A 19,372-nucleotide genomic window follows, 5' to 3' on the forward strand; every position below is an offset into this window, starting at 1 on the left:
AAAGCCACCATATCAACGGTGACTTTTAACATACTTTACGAATTTATTAAAAAACTTGTTGTTCCTATATATCTTAAGACAAATTGCCGCGGTAGTATTCCTCATTAAATACCTAAACGACGTATGCCCTACCTCTCATACATCCTTACGACTCCTTAGTCGATCCAGTGTGATTAGTTCTTAATTATTTTAATCAAGAACGCCAAAAAATTTATTTCATCTTTGATATTTCAAGTTCATTCGATAAGCGTTTAATTATTATAGCATACTTACAAAGTAAATAAAACCCTTAAATATTTAACACTCATTAATAATCAAAATAATGCATTTGTAAACTTCTTTTTCAGCAATTTTGTGTGAATTTGATCTTGAGGCTATTGTTTTAAGACACTATTCATGAATGGATTACTTAAAAACTACTTTATATACATATTCAATTTCACCAGTCTCTATCCATGAAAATTGTAACCACTGCAATGATTTGCTAACAAAAAAAATTAAACAATGATGTGTGCTGCCAATCTCCTATTCTTGACTACCAACGAAGTGAGCGATTTCTTCTACATCGATTATTACAATCGTATCATTGACTTCTCTTTCATTTACTGGATAAAAATGTTCATTACGAACGATCGTTCTTTTCACATTAATTACTTCAGTTGGATAAATGTTTCTTACGATAGTTTTGTTCGTTCTAGTATTTACAACTCTTTCAGTAGGATGCACGATTACATTGTCACTATTTCCATTGCATCCACGGCTCCATAAACCAGCCACATTCTCGTTAAAGAACATATTTTTCACCTCTTGTCCTACCTTTTATGCTGAAATGTAGGACAAGTCTTACGTATATCGATTAATTTATATACCAAATATAATTACAAACGGACATTAAACTAGTGATTTTCAACATATATATGATTGCTAGTCATAATCTAAACATTTTCTAATTAGTTGGTTGAATCGAATATTTTTCCAAAATAGGTGAAGTATATTATTAAAATAATGAAGGAGCCTACTACTTATGAAGAGCGACATCATCAAAGAACTTAATACCTTTCTAGAAGGAAACTATATGGCTATACATGCATATGAAAAATACATTCACCAAGTCAACGATTCTGATATAAAACAAACACTCCAAAATATTCAGCAGAACCACAAGCGGCATGCGGCAATGATTGCCGAACGAATACAAAATCTTAACGGAATACCAGTTGATGGCGTTGGAATCAAAGGAACAATGGCTGTACTTGTTAATAAACTCAAAGGTTCTTCCAACGACCCTACTTTTATTTTAAGAGATGCACTAGAAGGAGAAAATAAAGGTATCGAAATTTCTAAAAAGCTTGTTGATGGCGACTTAGATCCTGAAAGCTTAGCACTTGTCCAAAAAGTTTTGACATACGATCAAAAGCATATTAAGTTACTAGACGAATTAATCGCACAAAAAAGATAAGATTACCTTATAGTATTAATTCTTAACAAGTTACCCATCAAATCATTATAAAAAAACAACAACGTGAAAATCTATATTCAAGGTTTTCACGTTGTTGTTTTTCACATGATTCGTTTAAACATTTTCTCCATTTCACTTACCGAATAATGGATGATGATTGGACGTCCATGTGGGCATGTAAATGGATCATTCGTATGACGCAGCTCATCCAGTAATGCTTGGATTTCGTCGTTTCGCAAATGGTGGTTCGCTTTAATTGCGGCTTTGCAGCTCATCATGATCGCCGCTTCTTCTCGTAGTTTTTTAATATCAACTTTATTCATATCAATTAATTGTTCGATCATACTTTCAATGATTTCTTGCTCTTGTCCCGCTGGTAGCCATTGTGGGTGCGAACGAACAACATAGCTGTTCATGCCAAATTCCTCTAAAAAGACGCCTACTCGTTCAAGTTCCGCCTTATATTCTTCTATTTTCATACATTCATCATGAGAGAATTGTAATGTAAGTGGAACGAGCAGCTCTTGCAGTTCGTTTTCTACTTTTCCGACTTTTTCCTTGTAAAATTCATAGTTAATTCGTTCTTGTGCTGCGTGTTGATCAATCATATAAAGCCCATTTTCATTTTGTGCAAAAATATACGTTCCATGCATTTGGCCGATCGGATACATTTGCGGAATTCGCGGCTCTGGCTTCACAAATTCTTGAGGTTGATTGTCTTCTTCCTCTAGCGTTTCGATTTGTGGCATTGGTGGAGCAAGCTCCGGTTCTTTCGTAATGAAAGTTACAGGTTCCTCCGGTTCAGGATCCGGCTCATACAATGTTCTCATTTTCTCTACTGGCAGAAGTGTTTCTCTTTTGAATGTTGGTGTATACTCAATTCGGTTTTTCTGTTTCTCAGCATTGTTTTCAAGCTGCAAACTTGTTTGCTCTGAAGATGCAACTGTTTTTTTCTTAGGTGCGGTCCCTTCAGGAATTAATACTTGCTTCTTAAATGCCGCTTGGATTTCTGATGTGATCAATTCTTGCACTTCTTTTTCCTTACTTAATCTTACTTCTAGTTTTGCTGGATGAACATTGACATCGACGAGCAATGGATCCATTTGAATGGAAATAAGAGCAATTGGAAAGCGCCCGATCGGCAACAATGTATGATAGCCATCCGTAATCGCTTTGATTAGCGAGTAGTTTTTTACAAAGCGGCCATTGAGCATCGTTGACACGTAATTTCTCGATGCTCGTGTCACTTCTGGCAAGGCAATATAACCGCTTAAATGGAAATCAAGCGACTGTGCTTCAACTGGAATCATCTTTTTTGCAATGTTCACCCCATAAATAGCAGCAAGTACTTGTTGAATATTTCCATTTCCCGTTGTCTGCAGCAGGAGACGTTGATTATGACGAAGGCGAAAGGAAATCGTCGGGTGTGAAAGTGCCAATCGGTTGATCATATCGGATATATGGCCGATTTCCGTATTTAATGATTTCATATATTTTAGCCGTGCTGGTGTATTAAAAAATAAATTCGTTATCGTAATATCTGTCCCTGTTCTCCCAGCTGCCTTTTCGTGGACGGCGACTTTTCCGCCTTCTAGCACTAATCTGGTCCCGTTTTCACCTGAACGAGCAGAAATGAGTTCGAGCTTCGAGACGGAGGCGATACTCGGAAGCGCTTCGCCTCGAAACCCTAATGTTCGAATTCGGAATAAATCATGCTCGTTTTTTATTTTACTCGTCGCATGCCGCTTGAATGCAGAAAGGACGTCTTCCTCTCGAATTCCTTTGCCATTATCAATGACGCGAATTTTATTAAGTCCCGATTCCTCCACGTCAATTTCAATGATCGTACTATTCGCATCGATGGCATTTTCAACTAACTCTTTGACGACAGAGGCAGGACGTTCTACTACTTCTCCTGCGGCTATTTTATTTGATAGAGAATCATCTAATTCAATAATTTCGTGCATCGTTCCGTCCCCCTCTACGCATCATTACTTTCTTAATTTGGTTTGTAATTCGTATAAGACGTTCATCGCCTGAAGTGGATTCATATCAAGGATGTTTAAATCCAATAACTCAGCTGCAATTTTATCCGCCTTACTATTTTCTGTTTTTTTCACAGGTGCTTCGGCGAAGAAAGCAAGTTGCTCTGTGCTTGGATGACTAGTTACTTTGACCGACTTTTTAGCATTTTCCGTTTCTAGCGCCTCTAAAATAACCGTTGCACGTTCAATTAATTCTGTTGGAAGTTCAGCCAGCTCGGCAACATGGATCCCATAACTTTTATCGGCAGGTCCGTTTTTAATTTTATGAAGAAAAACGAGCTTACCATTTTGTTCAATCGCACTTACATGGATATTGATTAACTGATCGAGTTCTTTTTCTAATGCTGTTAATTCATGATAATGAGTTGAAAACAATGTTTTAGCACCAATCCGATCGTGAATGTATTCAATGATTGCTTGGGCTAATGCCATTCCATCATACGTCGATGTTCCGCGACCAATTTCATCGAATAAAATGAGACTGTTTTTTGTCGCGTATGTGATCGCATTTTTTGCTTCAAGCATTTCCACCATAAATGTACTTTGACCAGAGATTAAATCATCGGCAGCACCAATTCTTGTAAACACTTGATCAAAAATCGGTAAATTGGCTTTAGAGGCGGGTACGAAGCAGCCAATTTGCGCCATAATTGCTGTTAAAGCGATTTGTCTCATATACGTACTTTTTCCCGACATATTCGGTCCTGTAATGAGCATCATTTCTTTCGTGTCGTCCATATAACAATCATTCGGTACATATTCTTGGGAACCCATTACTTTTTCAACGACAGGGTGTCTGCCATTCTCTACATTCAGTTCTCTTGTTGAATTGAAATTTGGGCGTGAATAATGTCTTGTTTCACTAACGGTCGCAAAGCTTTGGTATACATCAAGCTCACTAATGATTTTCGCTGCTTTTTGCAGGCGCGGGATATACTCTTTTACTGATTCTCTTATTTGAATAAATAATTCATATTCCAGTTCGATCGACTTCTCATCCGCTTGAAGAATAAGTGACTCTTTTTCTTTTAATTCTGGAGTAATATATCGTTCCGCATTCGTTAATGTTTGCTTACGTTCATAGCGACCTTCTTCGAGAAGGTGAACATTCGCCCTTGTTACTTCAATATAGTAGCCAAACACTCGGTTGTAGCCGACCTTTAGCGATTTAATCCCTGTTTTTTCACGCTCTTCACGTTCTAATTCTGCTATCCAGCTTTTCCCGTTTCGGCTCGCGTCTCGGAATGTATCTAAATCAGAGTCAAAGCCATCTTTAATGATTCCTCCTTCTTTCACCGTAATCGGAGGATTGTCCATAATTGCGCGTTCTAGTAAATCGGTTAGCTGTTCACAAGGATCTAATTGATTGGCTAGTGTTGCGGCTTGTTGATCGCCGAGCTGTAAAACCGTCTGGCGAATCGCGGGTAGTTGTAGGAGTGATTTTTTTAATTGAATAAAGTCCCTCGCATTTGCATTTCCAAATGCGACTCGGCCCGCAAGCCTTTCAAGATCATACACTTCTTTTAGTAATTCACGGAGTTCATGGCGTTCAAAATAATGGTCGATCATCGTTTTCACAATTTGATGACGCCTTTCGATCATCGATTGCTGAATAAGCGGCCGGTCGATCCATTGTTTCAACATCCTTCCACCCATTGCCGTCGATGTCTCATCAAGTAACCAAATCAATGTTCCTTTATTGCCTTTGCCGCGGATCGGCTCGGTCAATTCAAGATTTCGTTTCGAGTAGAAATCAATTTTCATATATTGATTGATTTCGTACAACGAAAATGGCTGTAAATGGTCCAAGCTTCGTTTTTGCGTTTTCAATAAATAGTGAAGCAAGCGTTGAACAGCCGTTTGTAAAAATTCCTCTTTAATATCATTTAGCACATCTGGAAATTGTGAATGGCTTTCCGTGCTTTCTTCATAAGAGATCACTGCACGGCAACGTTCTTCGATCATTTTTATAACCGCTGAAGATAGCTTAGGATCAACAATAATCTCCTTTGCTCCAATAATTGACAGTTCATTTAATAATACGTCTTCCGTTCCAGCTAAAAGCGTCGCTTTACTTTCCCCTGTCGATAGATCGGTGTAGGCAATCGCAAATTGATTCGTTTCATCGATCGTAATCGCCGCAATATAATTATTTTCCTTCTCTTGCAGCCCTTTCCCCTCCATCACGGTCCCCGGGGTAATTAATTGAACGACTTCTCGACGGACGACTCCTTTTGCACTTGCCGGATCTTCCGTTTGTTCACAAATCGCTACTTTATAACCTTTTTGAATCAATTGTTCAATATAGTTTGCTGCAGAATGGTGGGGAACGCCACACATCGGAATTCGTTCCTCTGTGCCGCCTTGTCTGCTTGTAAGTGTAATTTCAAGCTCCTTAGAAGCTTTTAATGCATCTTCAAAAAACAATTCGTAAAAATCACCGAGACGAAAAAATAAAAAGGCATCTTGATACTCTGCCTTTACACGTAAATATTGTTGGATCATTGGCGTATACTGTTGCATATGTAACTTTCCTTTCCGATAAGAAAAGCGCAAGCACCTTGTTCAGCCCCAACAAGTACAATATATGGGTCTCTAGTGCCAAGACACACAGAGTAATGTGAGTTGTGAACTCGATTAGTTTGGCACTTGCGCTAAACATTCTAAAAACTGTAACCCGATTATATCATAAGTTCGTTAGCTTAAACCAAACAAAAAATGGGAAGCAGTTGCTTCCCAGGGTTTAATCTTTTTCATGAGCGACAAGGAAATCAGGGTTAATTTCCTCAAACTCACGATCGTCAAGTTCGTCGCCAAACTCTTCATCGTCATCACATGTGCATTTGCCTTCATGAATGGCGACACATACTTTCGTTTCGCCAATCACTTCAACAATAAATTCACGCTCTGTGCTTACGAGAATTTTATTACCTTTTTTGGAAATAATCGCTTCGACACAATTAGGCTGTTGAAGAACCCTTGTTGCGACTTGTTTGTCATCTAAACAATCTGGATCCTGATATTTTAGTTTGATTACATCTTTATATTCAATTCTTTCAGTGGCCACAGATGTTTTAGAATTATCATGATGGGAAAACCAAACATTAATATCAAACGAACCACTAACTTCGACAGTTTTGCCTACTTTTCGCGCCTCGTATTTATGATTGATAATCCAGCAGCCTAAAATGCTCGAAGGTTGGAACTGTGGGGTGATCGCATGATTAGATTGCGTAAATTTACGCCCCTTAGCCACGACCGCTTTCGTAATAATCTCTCTATATTCTGCCATTCGAGCGAACCCTCCTCATTCATTTTCTCTGTATCCTATGCATTCACCTAGACTAGTGTGCCACTCGGAAAAAGAACAAATAAAAAAAGCGCTAGGCGCCTGGAACTCAGCTAACATCATTATGCAGTTATTAATAGGCTAAACTTTTTTCATTTCTAAACATCAAAAAAGCTAACTCATTTTTTAACTTGAGTTAGCTTTCTATAATGTAATTATACGCAGCTTGTTGGGCTGTTTTTAATCTTCGAGCCAGTTTCGCCAGAAAGCATATCGCCGCCTGTTGATTGGATAATTTCATCGGTTACTTTATTGGAAATCGCTGAAGTGACTAATTGAAGCAAGTCATTGACGTCCACTTGAGATTGCTTAAATTCTTGGACGATTGGAATCTCGTCTAATTCCTTCTCTAAGTTTTCAATTTTCGCTTCCACTAAATTTAATGCACGTTCTTTATCGTAATGTTGGAAATTGACTGCTTGTTTTTGCAAACTTTTAATGCTTGCAATCATTTCTCTTACTTTTTGATTTTCATTAATTTGTGCTTCTGCACGCTTGAAGAAATCGACTTCTTCCGTTTCTGCAATCATCTTTGCAAGCTCGCGAGCTTTTTCAACAATATCATCTTTTGTATATTTCCCCATTTATACCACCTCAGTTGTTTCTTCTATTTCAACCATTTCCCCATCTAATGTCCATGTTTTTGAACCGGTAATTTTCACTTGGACTAATTGACCAATTACATGTTTAGGTCCAACAAAGTTCACTAATTTATTTTCACGTGTGTATCCAGAGAGGACATCTGGGTTATTTTTACTTTCGCCTTCTACAAGTACTTCAACTACTTTTCCTTCGTACTTGCTCATCGCCTCACGTGACATATCGTTCACAAGTGTATTTAAGCGCTGTAAACGTTCCTTCTTCACTTCCATCGGAATATTATCCTTCATTTTTGCAGCTGGCGTGCCATCCCTTGGTGAATAAATGAATGTATACGCAATATCAAAGCCGACTTCACGGTATAATGACATCGTTTCTTCAAATTGCTCATCTGTTTCATTCGGGAAACCAACAATAATATCTGTCGTTAACACAACATCCGGAATCGCCGCCTTAATTTTACGCACAAGCTCAAGATATTGCTCTCTCGTATATTTACGTGCCATGATTTTTAAAATATCACTTGAACCTGATTGAACAGGTAAATGAATATGCTCAACAAGATTGCCTTTTTTAGCAAGCACTTCAATAAGATGATCGTCAAAATCACGCGGATGACTCGTCGTAAAGCGAATTCTCGCAATATCGATCTTTCTTAAATCATCCATTAAGTCACCTAGGCGATAATCCATATCTTCAAAGTCTTTTCCATAAGCGTTAACGTTCTGGCCGAGTAATGTGACCTCTTTATAGCCTTGAGCAGCAAGATGACGTACTTCTTGGATGATATCTTCCGGACGTCTGCTTCGCTCTTTCCCGCGTGTATAAGGGACGATGCAGTACGTACAAAACTTATCACACCCATACATAATGTTCACCCATGCTTTAATATTGCCGCGGCGAACTTTTGGAAGATTTTCAATGACATCTCCCTCTTTTGACCACACTTCAACGACCATTTCTTTCGACATATATGCTTCCGTTAAAATTTGCGGAAGTCGATGAATATTATGTGTACCAAAGATCATATCGACAAACTGATGCTTTTCTAAAATTCGATTGACGACCGATTCTTCTTGGGACATACAGCCACATACACCAATTAAAAGATCAGGGCGCTCAAGCTTAAGCGGCTTTAAATGGCCTAATTCACCAAATACCCGATTTTCAGCGTTTTCACGAATCGCACATGTATTTAATAGAATAACATCTGCAGTTTCCACGGAATCAGTCGGCTTGTAGCCCAGTTCCATGAATATTCCCGCCATGACTTCTGTATCATGTTCGTTCATTTGACAGCCATACGTTTGAATGTAAAAATTCCGGCCTTCCCCCATATTTAAAAACTCTTCTGGAATTTGGAAATCTTTAAACTTGACTTCTTCTTTTCCTCGTCTTTTCGCATCTTTTAAAGAAGGTGGAGTGTAAACGGTTTGAAAATATTTACTATAATCTTTTTCTGGTTTTGAAGTTGTGCTTGTAATTTGTTGACTTTCTAAACGCTGTTTCTCGTTCATGAAAATCCCCTTTCTTTCTAAAAACAAAATCGATCATATCAAAATGCTCAATTTGTCCAAAATTATATCTATACAAAACATAATTATATCGTCTTTCAATTTTGAATACAACTGATCATCCGTTTTGTTGCATAAAGTTCGAAAAGACCTGTCAATATAATTTTGACAGGTCCATTTTCAAATCAAGCGAACGCTTCATGTCCATTCAGGAATCGACTTCACGATTTAATCTTGCTGTTCTTGGAGTCCTTCCAACCATAATTCAACAAGCGTTACTCCATCAATTAATTCCACGTTCAACCCTTCTTCATATTTACTTGTCGCTGGAGTAAATAAACTCGTTGTAACAACGTAGCCACCAATCGCATTCCTCTTCACTATATTCGAATGGATCAAAGCAATTGGGTCAATGGCCAAATCTTCTTTATGGCATTTCACTCGGCCTAAAAATTTGCCTTCTTTCGTATTATCTTCAAAACCAACTTCAAAATCTCCATTTGGTGGTAACCCCCACGTGACTCCTCCTCTAACCCGTTCAATAACATCATCTATAAAGTTTTTAAAAAACGGCGGATCTTCTTTAATGAAAGCAGAGGAGTATTCCGCCTCTTCATCTTCCTTCTTGAACCGAAAATATATACCCATTGCCAACGTCTTTTTTAACTCGTCACTTGCACTAAGCTGCTCATTCATTAACTCAAGATGAAATTTATTTTAAAAATACTTCGGTATCCTTATCAATGGTCTCTATTTTAATAAAGTGAAACTCAGGTTTATATCCTTCTCCTTGGGGACTGCAAGCATAGATACCGACCTGAATTATTTCCTTTTTTTCAAAAAGGCAGGCCATTCTCATTAGATTCCATGAAAACCCATCTAGGGAGCTTTCAGCGTAAAATGTATTTTCTTTTTTTGTTATTCTATAATAAAGAAAATCTTGTTTTCCTGAAAATTTCTGACAAGACCAATCGGAATAACCTTGATTTGTTACAACTGCGCCTAATCTGCTATCACTATCATTTAGATATTCAACAGATGTCTTTAACCAAGTATCACTCGACAATCGTACCATTAAGCCAGCCTGGTCATATAAATTTACTGGTTTGGATTTTACTTTAGTTGTTAATCTAAAGTCACCTCTCATTTCATAGAATAAAAAGTGTCCATTATCGACTTGAAAGTCATAATGAGTTTTTTGCCAAAAATCCGTTCCCTTTTCAGCTTGAAAAATTAACTTTGATTCCTGACGATCAAGTTCCCACTCTTTAGGCGGGGAAAACCATCGTAATTGACTATTTAATTCATTATTATTAAATTCTTCTATCAAAATAATGCTTTCGTTCATAAGTTATCACCTTTGCTTATTATGAATTTTATAATTCTACTAGTTGCAGGCTTGCACTTTCAATTAAATTGACTAGAGCATTTTTTGTAACAATCTATCCAGAAGCAAATATCACATTATCTCCTCAGGATTTATTCTGGCTCTCCCCCCAAGCCAGAATAATAATGGATATTCCAAACCTAAAATGGTTTCATTCTTATTTATTGGATGGGGTAACTGTGAACTCCCAGCGTCATTAAGCAATTATTTCTTATCCAAACACATACAGTCAAAATTGACGTGGTACAAAGTTAGAGCTTGAAAGAAATTATACTTTCAAGCTCTCATTGTTTATTAAATCCCTTTATCGATAAATTCATCTACATTTGTTGGATCTACTCGTTGTGCTTCCAAAATAACTTCGGATTCCAAACCTTCCGTATTGCCAGTCACGATCTTATAAGCGTATTGTGCTGCTTCTGGCGCCGTAGTTGGGTAAATAAATGTAGCAGCTAATTCTCCATTTTTTACCGCTTCAATTGCAATATTCATCCCATCCATACCAATAATTTTAATTTCATCCGCACGTCCAGCCGCCGCAATTGCTTTAGCAGCCCCCAAAGCCATCTCGTCATTATGTGCATAAACCGCTTGAATTTCACCTTTGGGGAAACGCTGTAACATATCTTCCATATAACTCATTGCAGGCTCTCGAAGATAGTCAGCGTACTGAGTGGAGATCACGTTTAATTCTGTACCTGCGATTGCCTCCTCAAAACCACTATGTCTTTCTTCTGTTGCAGAAGCTCCTGCCGTTCCCTGAATTTCAATAATATTACCTTTCCCACTCAATATTTCAGTGAGATACTTGCCTGCATCCACACCCATTTGTTTATTATTCGCACCAATATGAAGAGTAACCGGAGTGTTTACTTTTCGATCAAGCGTAATAACTGGAATACCTTTGTCCATAGCAACTTTAGCTACTGGTGTAAGTGCATCCTCAGTAAGTGGACTAAGAATTAATGCATCTATATTTTGGGCTAATAAAGACTCTACATCAGTTACTTGCTTACTAGATTGGTTTTCTCCATCTGTAACTACCACTTTTACATCCGGATTATTTTCTTTAAAATATTGTTCATTCCCTTCCACCATCGCCACACGATAAGGATGATTCATTGTCCCTTGCGAAAATCCAATCGTATATCCTTCTTTTCCTTTAGTAGCACCAGAAGCTTTCTCATCTGTACCAGATGAACAGCCTACGACTACCAAGAGTAGAAGCATAGATATTAATAAAGCAAACATTTTTTTCATCATAAAATCCCCCACCTTTTTAAAATTTATTACTAGAATTATAATTTCCTTCTACGAGTTTCCAGATATACTGCTAAGACAATAATAGCCCCTTTAACAATTTGTTGAGTAAATGGATTAACCCCCATTAAATTTAAAATATTAGATATTAGAGCAATAATGGCGGCACCAAATACCGTACCTATCACTCCGCCCTGCCCGCCTGCTAAACTTGTTCCACCGATAACAACCATAGCAATTGCGTCTAATTCATAACCTGTTCCAGCTGTTGGTTCTCCGACTGTTAATCGAGATATAAGGATTAGAGCCGTAATGGAAGATAAAAACCCACAGATTGAATAGACTGAGAATTCAGTTAATTTAACATTTATACCAGATAAGCGTGCTGCTTCCTTATTATCACCAACTGCATAAACATTTCTACCAAATGAAGTATATTTTAAGACAATGATGGAACTAAAAACTACAAGAATAAATATCCAAACTGGAACTGGTAATCCAAGAAAGCTTCCTCCACCTAGCCAATAAAAAGATGTCGCTGCTTTACCTAGGCTGATTGGCTGTCCATTTGCAAGTGTTAATGCAAATCCAGTTGCTGCGACCATAATTCCTAACGTCATAATAAATGGAGGAATATTCCATTTCGCTACACCTAATCCGTTTATCCCACCTATTAAAGCACCTAATAAAGCACCAAGAATTAGCACTAAAAAGATGGGAATACCGGCTGCTAAAAGCTGGGCACTCACAACTGCCACTACCGCTACAATCGAACCTACTGATAAATCAATTCCTCCAGTAAGAATAACAAAGGTCATTCCAACTGCAATTATACCTACAATAGAAACTTGTCTTAATATATTGATGATGTTATCAACTTGTGTGAAATTTGGTGAAACTATTGATGCAATGATAATAAAAAGTAGTAAGACCCAAAATAACCGGGATTGTTGAATTATATTTTTATTTAATAATTTGAAACTCTTTTTTGAACTAATAGAGCGATCAGTTTTCATTAAAGATTCTGCAATATTTCTATTATTCATAGTCGTTCAACCGCCTATCCCTTCTTAGTTTTTAAATACGGGAAATATTATTCAATTCGCAGCTAAAGCCATAATTTTCTCTTCTGTTGCATGTTGCCCCTCCATTTCCCCAGCAACCATTCCCTCTTTCATAATTAATATTTTGTCACTCATTCCCAAAATCTCAGGAAGTTCGGAAGAGACCATGACGATGGCTACACCTTTTTCCGCCAATTCAGCTAAAATTCGATATATTTCCTTTTTAGCTCCAACATCGACCCCCCTCGTCGGTTCATCTACTAATAAAATATTTGATCCAGAAAAAAGCCATCGTGCAAACATAAACTTTTGCTGGTTGCCCCCACTAAAGTTTCCAATATGTGTTTTTACATTTGGTGGTCGGACATCCATCTCTTTAGCCCAATCAGATGTTATTTTCTTTTCTAACTTAGGATTAATAAAGGAAAACTTCTTTACTTTTGATAAACTTGAAACCGATACATTAAAATATCCGGGCTGATGTAAAAATAATCCGCTTACTTTCCTTTCCTCTGTTAAAAATCCTAAACCGAGTTTGATTGCTTCTCTTGGAGATTTTATTTTCACTATTTTTCCATTCATTTTAATTTCGCCACTATCAATAGAATCCGCACCAAATATTGCTCTTAGTATTTCTGTACGACCCGATCCTGCTAAACCGGCAATACCTAAAATTTCACCTTTCCGTACAGTTAAACTAATATCTGTTAAAATACCTTTGCGAGTAAGCTTGTTCACTTCAATTGCTATTTCACCAAATTGCTGATTTCTTTTTGGATAAATATCACTTACTTCTCTTCCCACCATCATTGTTACTAATCGGTCAATTGATAAATCTTCGATATTTTTGGTACCTACATGCTGACCATCCTTTAAAACAGTTACCCTAGAGGTTAATTCGAATAATTCTACTAATCGGTGGGAGATATAGATAAAAGAAATCCCCTCTTCGGATAATTTTCTTACTACATTAAACAACTTTTTCACTTCAGCATCGCCTAATACAGCCGTTGGCTCATCAAGTACGATAATCTTCGCATCCCTTGATAGCGCTTTCGATATTTCAATCATCTGCCTATCGGCGACACTTAGGTCTTTAATCTTAATACTGGGGTCAAGCTCCAATCCTAGTTTCGCTAATACCTGAATGGCATCGTTATTTAATTTTTCCCAATTAATTTTTCCTATCTTTGTTTTAGGAAGCCTTCCTAAAAATATATTTTCAGCAACGGATAGATTAGGTGAAAGAATCATTTCTTGATATATTACGGCTATCCCAAGATCAATCATTTTCTTCGGAGTTACTTCTTTAATCTCGAGACCATCAATTTTAATGATTCCACAATCCTTATCATAGGCACCAGATAAAATTTTCATTAATGTGGACTTCCCTGCACCATTCTCACCTATTAGGCCAAGAATTTCCCCACGTTTCACGTTAAGGGAAACATTTTGTAACGCCTTTACTCCGGGGAAGGATTTGTTTATTTCCACCATTTCAAGGATATAATCCATAATTCTCCTCCTTTAATCAGTTATAAGTAAAATTGTCAAAAAGCAATTACTAAAATTTCTTTTATAATCGACAATTAAAACCTACCTGAGATCCAATAAGATCTTCATTACCTTTCCTCCAGATACCATTTGCTTAAAGGCATCTTCCGCTTTTTCAACTGGCAAAATAGTGATTAACTTATCCAAAGGCAATTGAGCTGAGTCAGTTAGCCTTATAGCATGTTCAAAGTCTTCACTTTCGTAGACCCTTGCCCCTAATAATTCTAATTCTCTCCAAAAAAAGCGATGAAGATCGACTTTTACAGGTTCGCTAAAAATACCAACAACTACAATTTTCCCCCTTGTACGTGGGAGCTTTGTCATTGTTTCCGCACCTTTTATAGTGGAGGTAACCTCAAAAACGACATCAGCACCTGCACCATTCGTTTTATCAATCACGTATTTTTCCAATTCTTCTAATGGATGAATGACGTTTATTCCTAGTTCTGTTAAAAGTTTTATCCTAAATTGATTAATCTCTGAAACGACTACTTGCGCTCCTGCTTGTTTAGCCACTAATGCTATTAACGTTCCAATTGGCCCTCCCCCGATTACAACAATAAAGTCACCCTTTTTTACTTCTCCTCTTCTAACATCATGGCAAGCTACCGCTAGTGGTTCGATCAATGCCCCATGCTCTAAAGATAATCCCTCTGGAAGAAGATGAACGGCATATTCAGGAACGGTCCAAAATCGCTGGAATGCTCCCGAAGTCTCAATACCCAAAAACTTCAAGTTATGACATATATGTGTATGCCCTCCAATACAAGCTGGACAATCCATGCATGGTCTTAATGGTCTTACCGTTACTTTATCTCCAACTTTTACATTTGTAACACCCTCGCCGATAGCGGTTACATAACCGGACATTTCATGTCCCATTATTTGTGGCAAAGTTACTCTTTTATCCATATGACCTAGATAAATATGTAAATCGGTCCCACATACCCCACTATATGCTACCTGAATTTGTACTTCATTTTGTTGTGGAGAAACAGGTACACATTCTCCTATTCTTAACTTTTTATCTCCCTCATAGTAAATAGCTTTCAATTTAGATCAATCCCTTTATAGTAATCGATTTACTAAGAATTAATATAGAAGATCTAACAATACCTTATTATCTTCATTGATTAGTCGGAAAATCGCTTCGATAAAATAATAATCACCATACATCGTTGATTCATTAATTCCGGAGTTTCTTGGTTTATCAACGGTTGCCTTTTCAACAATCCCATACTTTTCAATATCACTATACATACAGTGCTTTACGAGGCCATTTAAGATTAATTCCGCCCTTTCTTTCCACATTTGAGCTAAGCCGTTTTTATTATCCCGCTTCAATAGATCAGATAATAGTAACATTCCAGAAGCAGCGATCGATCCAGCAGAAGCGTCATATGGTTCTTCCTCTTTGTTTTTAAAGATAAAATCCCATCTTGGCAGATTCGTTTCATCATCTAGATGGTTCCAAAAATACTCGGCTACATTCATGGACATTTCTAAGTATCTAGGCTCCTTTGTGTACCTATATAGATTGGCAAATCCATAAGCTGCCCATGCCTGACCTCTTGACCAGCAAGTTTCTTTTGAAAAACCTTGGTGTGTATATCTATCAACTACATTGAAATCCGTTGTGTCCCAACGTACAGCATGATATACAGAGGAATCTTCACGAATATGATGTTGTATAATGCTTTTTGCTACATCTTCTGCGATTCTATGAAACTCCGGATCATTGCTTTTACTTGCAATCCAAAACATTAATGGCAAGTTCATAATTGTATCGACAATGGATACTCCTTCATATCCCGGCTCATCCCATGCTAATATAAATCCTGAACGTTCTTCATATAAATCTTTCATATTATTAGCACCTGCCTGCGCTAATGAGAATAGTTCTTTATCATTGGTTAAGTGAAATCCTAGCACACAACTTGGCCCAAATATAAATCCTTGATCATGGGTTTTATTGTCATTTATACGAGCGGAGAATTTCTTTGCCCACGCCAATGCTGTATTAGATGTAAAATCCTTGTCCCCGTTTAAAATCGCCTCTATCCAAAGAAGCCCAACCCAAAAGCCTCCTGTCCAATGTCCGTTCTCATGAACTAGCCATTCTCCATTTTTTGTAGTATGGGGAAAGGCGGTTAATTTTTCTTCCATTTTCGCTACTTTGGCCATGCCTTTTTCTAAAATTTCATACCATTCCTCTTTAGTAATCGTACTTTGATTTTGTTTTTTTAATTGCATTTCGATATATTCCCTCCATTATCATCTATGATCTCTCTATTTTTGTTTTTTCGCTTGATTCATTGTCCGCATCTGCATCTTTGGCGTCCGGCCTAGGCTACTTTAATTCCCTGAGTACACTGGTTTTCCAATAGCCTAGTGACTTCCACAATAATGCTATTTCTACTAGAAATCTGTATAATCAACAGAACAATATGTTTTACATAAAATAGTGATTACGCTTTCCTGTAAAAATATTAATTGATTTTATTTGGGTAAATTCCTCCATTCCTTCTTCGCCCATTTCTTTTCCGAATCCACTCGCTTTATATCCTCCCAATGGCAATTGGGCGGGGCCGTCGATGATTGTATTGACCCAGACCGTACCACTCTTAATCGCTTTAGACATCGTTAGTGCCTGGTTAATATTTTTCGTCCAAATGGAGTTAGCAAGACCATAGACGGTATTATTCACCTTTCTAATTGCATCTTCCACACCGTTAAATCTGATTACGCTTAATACTGGACCAAAAATTTCCTCTTGAAAAATACGATGATTTTCTTGGACGTGATCAAATATTGTTGGTTCAATATAGCAAGAAGACCCATCAACTTTAATTTGCTTTCCTCCTGTTAACAATGTAGCTCCGTCCTCTTGTCCAAACTGAATATATTCTAGTACCTTGTTAAGATGCTCCTGATGAATGAGTGAACCTAAGTCCGTTTCTTCACTAAATGGGTTTCCGACTTTTAAGTTTTTCACTTTAGTCACTAATTTTTGCAAAAATTCGTCTGCAATACTTTCTTCTATAATTAATCTAGAGGTTGAAACACAGACCTCACCTTGGTTGAAATTGATACCGAACACAACTCCATCGACGGCATCATCTATGTCTGCATCCGCGAAGACAGTAATAGCTGATTTCCCGCCCAATTCAACAGCAACAGGTTTAATCGTTTCAGCAGAATTACGAATAACGCTTTTTCCTGTTCTTGTCGAACCCGTAAAGGACACTCTATCCACCTTTTCACTTGTTACAAGACCTGATCCAACTGGATCGCCATATCCAGTTACTACATTTATAACCCCTTTAGGAATCCCTACTTCTTCTGCCAATTTACTCATTTCAAGGGCTGTACCTGAAGTAAACTCGGAAGGTTTAACGACAACCGTACAACCCGCAGCAAGTGCAAACGGCACTTTCTGACAAAATATAAGTGCTGGGAAGTTCCAAGGTACAATTAAACCAACAACTCCAACAGGTTCGCGTAAAGTTAAGCCGGTATACTCATCTCCAAAATTAGAAAATGATTTTCCATGTACGGTCTGTGCAAGACTTGCTGCATATTCAATTAAACCAATGGAACCTTCTATATCACCGCGAGCATACTTAATTGCTTTTCCTGTTTCTTCTACCTCTATCTGTATTAATTGCTCTTTGTTCTCACTAATTTTATCTGCCCATCTTCTTAAATATTGACTTCTTTTATTCCCAGACATTTTTGGCCATAATCCATCATCAAATGCTGCCCTTGCACTGTCAATTGCCATTTCTAGTTCATTGTTTGTTCCATTGGCAAATGTAGCGACTGCTTGTCCAGTAGCTGGACTCATTCTTTCAATTATATGTTGACTGCCAACCCACTCACCGTTGATTAAATGCTTATAAGCTCGAATGTTTTTACCCATACTAATCTCCTTAATTTCTCTAGAATTTGTTAGCTTTGAATGTGAATACGCTTCACTTATTATTAAATTTAGAATGCACTACGAGTAATTTCTTCGATTTCTTTTACCGTATTTTTTCTTGGATTCGTTGGGCGATCAATGGCATGGAGTGCTTCTTCTGCGATAGTAGGAATCGCTTCCTCTTTAACCCCTACATCACGCAAACGCGTCGGAACTCCAACATCACTCATCAGATTTTCTACTTCAACAACAGCCTGCAAAGCAGCTTCTCTTTCTGTTAGATCATTTGTATTGACGCCAAGTGCTTGTGCGATGTCAGCAAATTTACTGAAGTTTGCTATTAAATTAAATTTCATTACATGGGGTAAAATAATGGAATTTGCCACTCCGTGATGGACTGGGAAATGTCCTCCAACTGTGTTTGCAATCGCATGAACTAATCCTAAGCCGGCAATATGGAATCCAGCACCGGCAATACTTGCAGCGATTAATGATTGGTATAAATCATCTGGATTGCCTGCCGTCGCTCCTCTCAAGTGTTTCTGAATCAATCGAATTGCCTGTAAATTCAATCCATCAGTAAAGGGATTCGCATTTTTTGAAACGTATCCTTCGATAGCGTGGGTCAATGCATCAATCCCAGTCGCCGCACAGATAGGTCCTGGTAAATTAGCTACCATTCGCTTATCCAGATATGAAGCAATCGCATATAATCGTTCCGAGGCCACAACTAATTTTGATTTATTTTCTGGATCTGAAATAACAGCCCCCATTGATACTTCACTTCCAGTTCCAACCGTTGTCGGAACGTTAAATTGTGGGATAGGATCTTTTTCGAATTTATCGAATCCGTCATAATCCGTAATTTTCCCACCATTTGTAGCAATTACGCCAACTGCTTTAGCAGTATCAATCGGGCTTCCTCCACCTACCGCAACTAATACATCACATTCATTACTAATAAAGACATTCGTTGCATCTTCTACATTTTTTACAGTCGGGTTGCTAACGACTTCATCAAAAATAATAAATTGGACACCATATTCTGTTAATGAATCAATAATTGGTTCAACTAAGCCATTATTAACAATTCCTTTATCTGTTACAATCAAGGCTTTTTTTCCGTATTCTTTTACATCTCGGCCAATTATTTCAATAACTGTTTCTCCCATTTTCACTTTTACAGGTAATTGATATTTCATGATGTTTCCTCCTCTT

General features: G+C 37.6%; 16 protein-coding genes. 1 reads left to right on the plus strand and 15 read right to left on the minus strand.

Annotated features, from left to right (window positions below; translation table 11 throughout):
• Positions 1–525: 525 nt before the first annotated feature.
• A complete protein-coding gene (locus KHA95_RS05540; RefSeq protein ID WP_213136489.1) occupies positions 526–795 on the minus strand; it encodes a CotD family spore coat protein in 270 nt (89 codons plus the stop codon).
• Between the two features lie 229 nt (positions 796–1,024).
• Between KHA95_RS05540 and KHA95_RS05545 the strand changes: the two genes are divergently transcribed.
• Positions 1,025–1,459 carry a DUF2383 domain-containing protein gene (locus KHA95_RS05545; protein ID WP_213136490.1) on the plus strand — a complete coding sequence of 145 codons (435 nt, stop codon included), beginning with the start codon at positions 1,025–1,027 and terminating at the stop codon, positions 1,457–1,459.
• A gap of 101 nt (positions 1,460–1,560) precedes the next feature.
• On the opposite strand, the gene mutL is transcribed toward KHA95_RS05545, so the two are convergent.
• From mutL to KHA95_RS05615, 14 genes are all read right to left on the minus strand, one after another.
• A complete protein-coding gene (mutL, locus tag KHA95_RS05550) occupies positions 1,561–3,426 on the minus strand; it encodes a DNA mismatch repair endonuclease MutL (RefSeq protein ID WP_213136491.1) in 1,866 nt (621 codons plus the stop codon).
• A gap of 24 nt (positions 3,427–3,450) precedes the next feature.
• Positions 3,451–6,027 (minus strand): DNA mismatch repair protein MutS, encoded by a 2,577-nt coding sequence (gene mutS, locus KHA95_RS05555; protein WP_213136492.1) that lies wholly within the window; start codon positions 6,025–6,027, stop codon positions 3,451–3,453.
• A 220-nt stretch (positions 6,028–6,247) separates the two neighbouring features.
• Positions 6,248–6,796: an outer spore coat protein CotE gene (locus KHA95_RS05560; RefSeq protein WP_213136493.1), complete on the minus strand. Its 549-nt coding sequence runs from the start codon at positions 6,794–6,796 to the stop codon at positions 6,248–6,250.
• 212 nt (positions 6,797–7,008) lie between these two features.
• The gene (locus tag KHA95_RS05565; protein WP_213136494.1) at positions 7,009–7,437 is read right to left on the minus strand and encodes a YlbF/YmcA family competence regulator; all 429 of its coding nucleotides are present in this window, start codon (positions 7,435–7,437) and stop codon (positions 7,009–7,011) included.
• Positions 7,438–8,970 (minus strand): tRNA (N6-isopentenyl adenosine(37)-C2)-methylthiotransferase MiaB, encoded by a 1,533-nt coding sequence (gene miaB / locus KHA95_RS05570; protein WP_213136495.1) that lies wholly within the window; start codon positions 8,968–8,970, stop codon positions 7,438–7,440.
• 225 nt (positions 8,971–9,195) lie between these two features.
• On the minus strand, positions 9,196–9,663 hold the full coding sequence (locus KHA95_RS05575) for a restriction endonuclease (protein ID WP_213136496.1): 468 nt from the start codon (positions 9,661–9,663) through the stop codon (positions 9,196–9,198).
• A 16-nt stretch (positions 9,664–9,679) separates the two neighbouring features.
• Entirely contained in the window at positions 9,680–10,315 is a 636-nt protein-coding gene (locus KHA95_RS05580; RefSeq protein WP_213136497.1) for a DUF1349 domain-containing protein, read from the minus strand.
• 333 nt (positions 10,316–10,648) lie between these two features.
• Positions 10,649–11,617 carry a substrate-binding domain-containing protein gene (locus tag KHA95_RS05585; RefSeq protein WP_213136498.1) on the minus strand — a complete coding sequence of 323 codons (969 nt, stop codon included), beginning with the start codon at positions 11,615–11,617 and terminating at the stop codon, positions 10,649–10,651.
• A 35-nt stretch (positions 11,618–11,652) separates the two neighbouring features.
• Positions 11,653–12,660: an ABC transporter permease gene (locus tag KHA95_RS05590; RefSeq protein WP_249316606.1), complete on the minus strand. Its 1,008-nt coding sequence runs from the start codon at positions 12,658–12,660 to the stop codon at positions 11,653–11,655.
• 51 nt (positions 12,661–12,711) lie between these two features.
• A complete protein-coding gene (locus KHA95_RS05595) occupies positions 12,712–14,193 on the minus strand; it encodes a sugar ABC transporter ATP-binding protein (protein WP_213136499.1) in 1,482 nt (493 codons plus the stop codon).
• An 81-nt stretch (positions 14,194–14,274) separates the two neighbouring features.
• Positions 14,275–15,285, minus strand: coding sequence for a zinc-dependent alcohol dehydrogenase (locus KHA95_RS05600; protein WP_213136500.1), 1,011 nt, complete (start codon positions 15,283–15,285; stop codon positions 14,275–14,277).
• Positions 15,286–15,324: 39 nt separating this feature from the next.
• Positions 15,325–16,485: a glycoside hydrolase family 88 protein gene (locus KHA95_RS05605; RefSeq protein ID WP_213136501.1), complete on the minus strand. Its 1,161-nt coding sequence runs from the start codon at positions 16,483–16,485 to the stop codon at positions 15,325–15,327.
• Positions 16,486–16,684: 199 nt separating this feature from the next.
• Positions 16,685–18,154: an aldehyde dehydrogenase family protein gene (locus KHA95_RS05610; RefSeq protein ID WP_213136502.1), complete on the minus strand. Its 1,470-nt coding sequence runs from the start codon at positions 18,152–18,154 to the stop codon at positions 16,685–16,687.
• A gap of 68 nt (positions 18,155–18,222) precedes the next feature.
• Entirely contained in the window at positions 18,223–19,356 is a 1,134-nt protein-coding gene (locus tag KHA95_RS05615; RefSeq protein WP_213136503.1) for an iron-containing alcohol dehydrogenase, read from the minus strand.
• Between the last annotated feature and the right edge of the window lie 16 nt (positions 19,357–19,372).

Origin of the sequence: Bacillus sp. FJAT-50079 (assembly GCF_018343515.1) — a bacterium.
Classification (GTDB): domain Bacteria; phylum Bacillota; class Bacilli; order Bacillales; family Bacillaceae_C; genus Lederbergia.

What these genes read in the sequence shown, in the direction of transcription:
- KHA95_RS05540 (WP_213136489.1), bottom strand. Translation starts at nt 795, where the DNA reads ATGTTCTTTAACGAGAATGTGGCTGGTTTATGGAGCCGTGGATGCAAT.
- KHA95_RS05545 (WP_213136490.1), top strand. Translation starts at nt 1,025, where the DNA reads ATGAAGAGCGACATCATCAAAGAACTTAATACCTTTCTAGAAGGAAAC.
- mutL (WP_213136491.1), bottom strand. Translation starts at nt 3,426, where the DNA reads ATGCACGAAATTATTGAATTAGATGATTCTCTATCAAATAAAATAGCC.
- mutS (WP_213136492.1), bottom strand. Translation starts at nt 6,027, where the DNA reads ATGCAACAGTATACGCCAATGATCCAACAATATTTACGTGTAAAGGCA.
- KHA95_RS05560 (WP_213136493.1), bottom strand. Translation starts at nt 6,796, where the DNA reads ATGGCAGAATATAGAGAGATTATTACGAAAGCGGTCGTGGCTAAGGGG.
- KHA95_RS05565 (WP_213136494.1), bottom strand. Translation starts at nt 7,437, where the DNA reads ATGGGGAAATATACAAAAGATGATATTGTTGAAAAAGCTCGCGAGCTT.
- miaB (WP_213136495.1), bottom strand. Translation starts at nt 8,970, where the DNA reads ATGAACGAGAAACAGCGTTTAGAAAGTCAACAAATTACAAGCACAACT.
- KHA95_RS05575 (WP_213136496.1), bottom strand. Translation starts at nt 9,663, where the DNA reads ATGAATGAGCAGCTTAGTGCAAGTGACGAGTTAAAAAAGACGTTGGCA.
- KHA95_RS05580 (WP_213136497.1), bottom strand. Translation starts at nt 10,315, where the DNA reads ATGAACGAAAGCATTATTTTGATAGAAGAATTTAATAATAATGAATTA.
- KHA95_RS05585 (WP_213136498.1), bottom strand. Translation starts at nt 11,617, where the DNA reads ATGATGAAAAAAATGTTTGCTTTATTAATATCTATGCTTCTACTCTTG.
- KHA95_RS05590 (WP_249316606.1), bottom strand. Translation starts at nt 12,660, where the DNA reads ATGAATAATAGAAATATTGCAGAATCTTTAATGAAAACTGATCGCTCT.
- KHA95_RS05595 (WP_213136499.1), bottom strand. Translation starts at nt 14,193, where the DNA reads ATGGATTATATCCTTGAAATGGTGGAAATAAACAAATCCTTCCCCGGA.
- KHA95_RS05605 (WP_213136501.1), bottom strand. Translation starts at nt 16,485, where the DNA reads ATGCAATTAAAAAAACAAAATCAAAGTACGATTACTAAAGAGGAATGG.
- KHA95_RS05610 (WP_213136502.1), bottom strand. Translation starts at nt 18,154, where the DNA reads ATGGGTAAAAACATTCGAGCTTATAAGCATTTAATCAACGGTGAGTGG.
- KHA95_RS05615 (WP_213136503.1), bottom strand. Translation starts at nt 19,356, where the DNA reads ATGAAATATCAATTACCTGTAAAAGTGAAAATGGGAGAAACAGTTATT.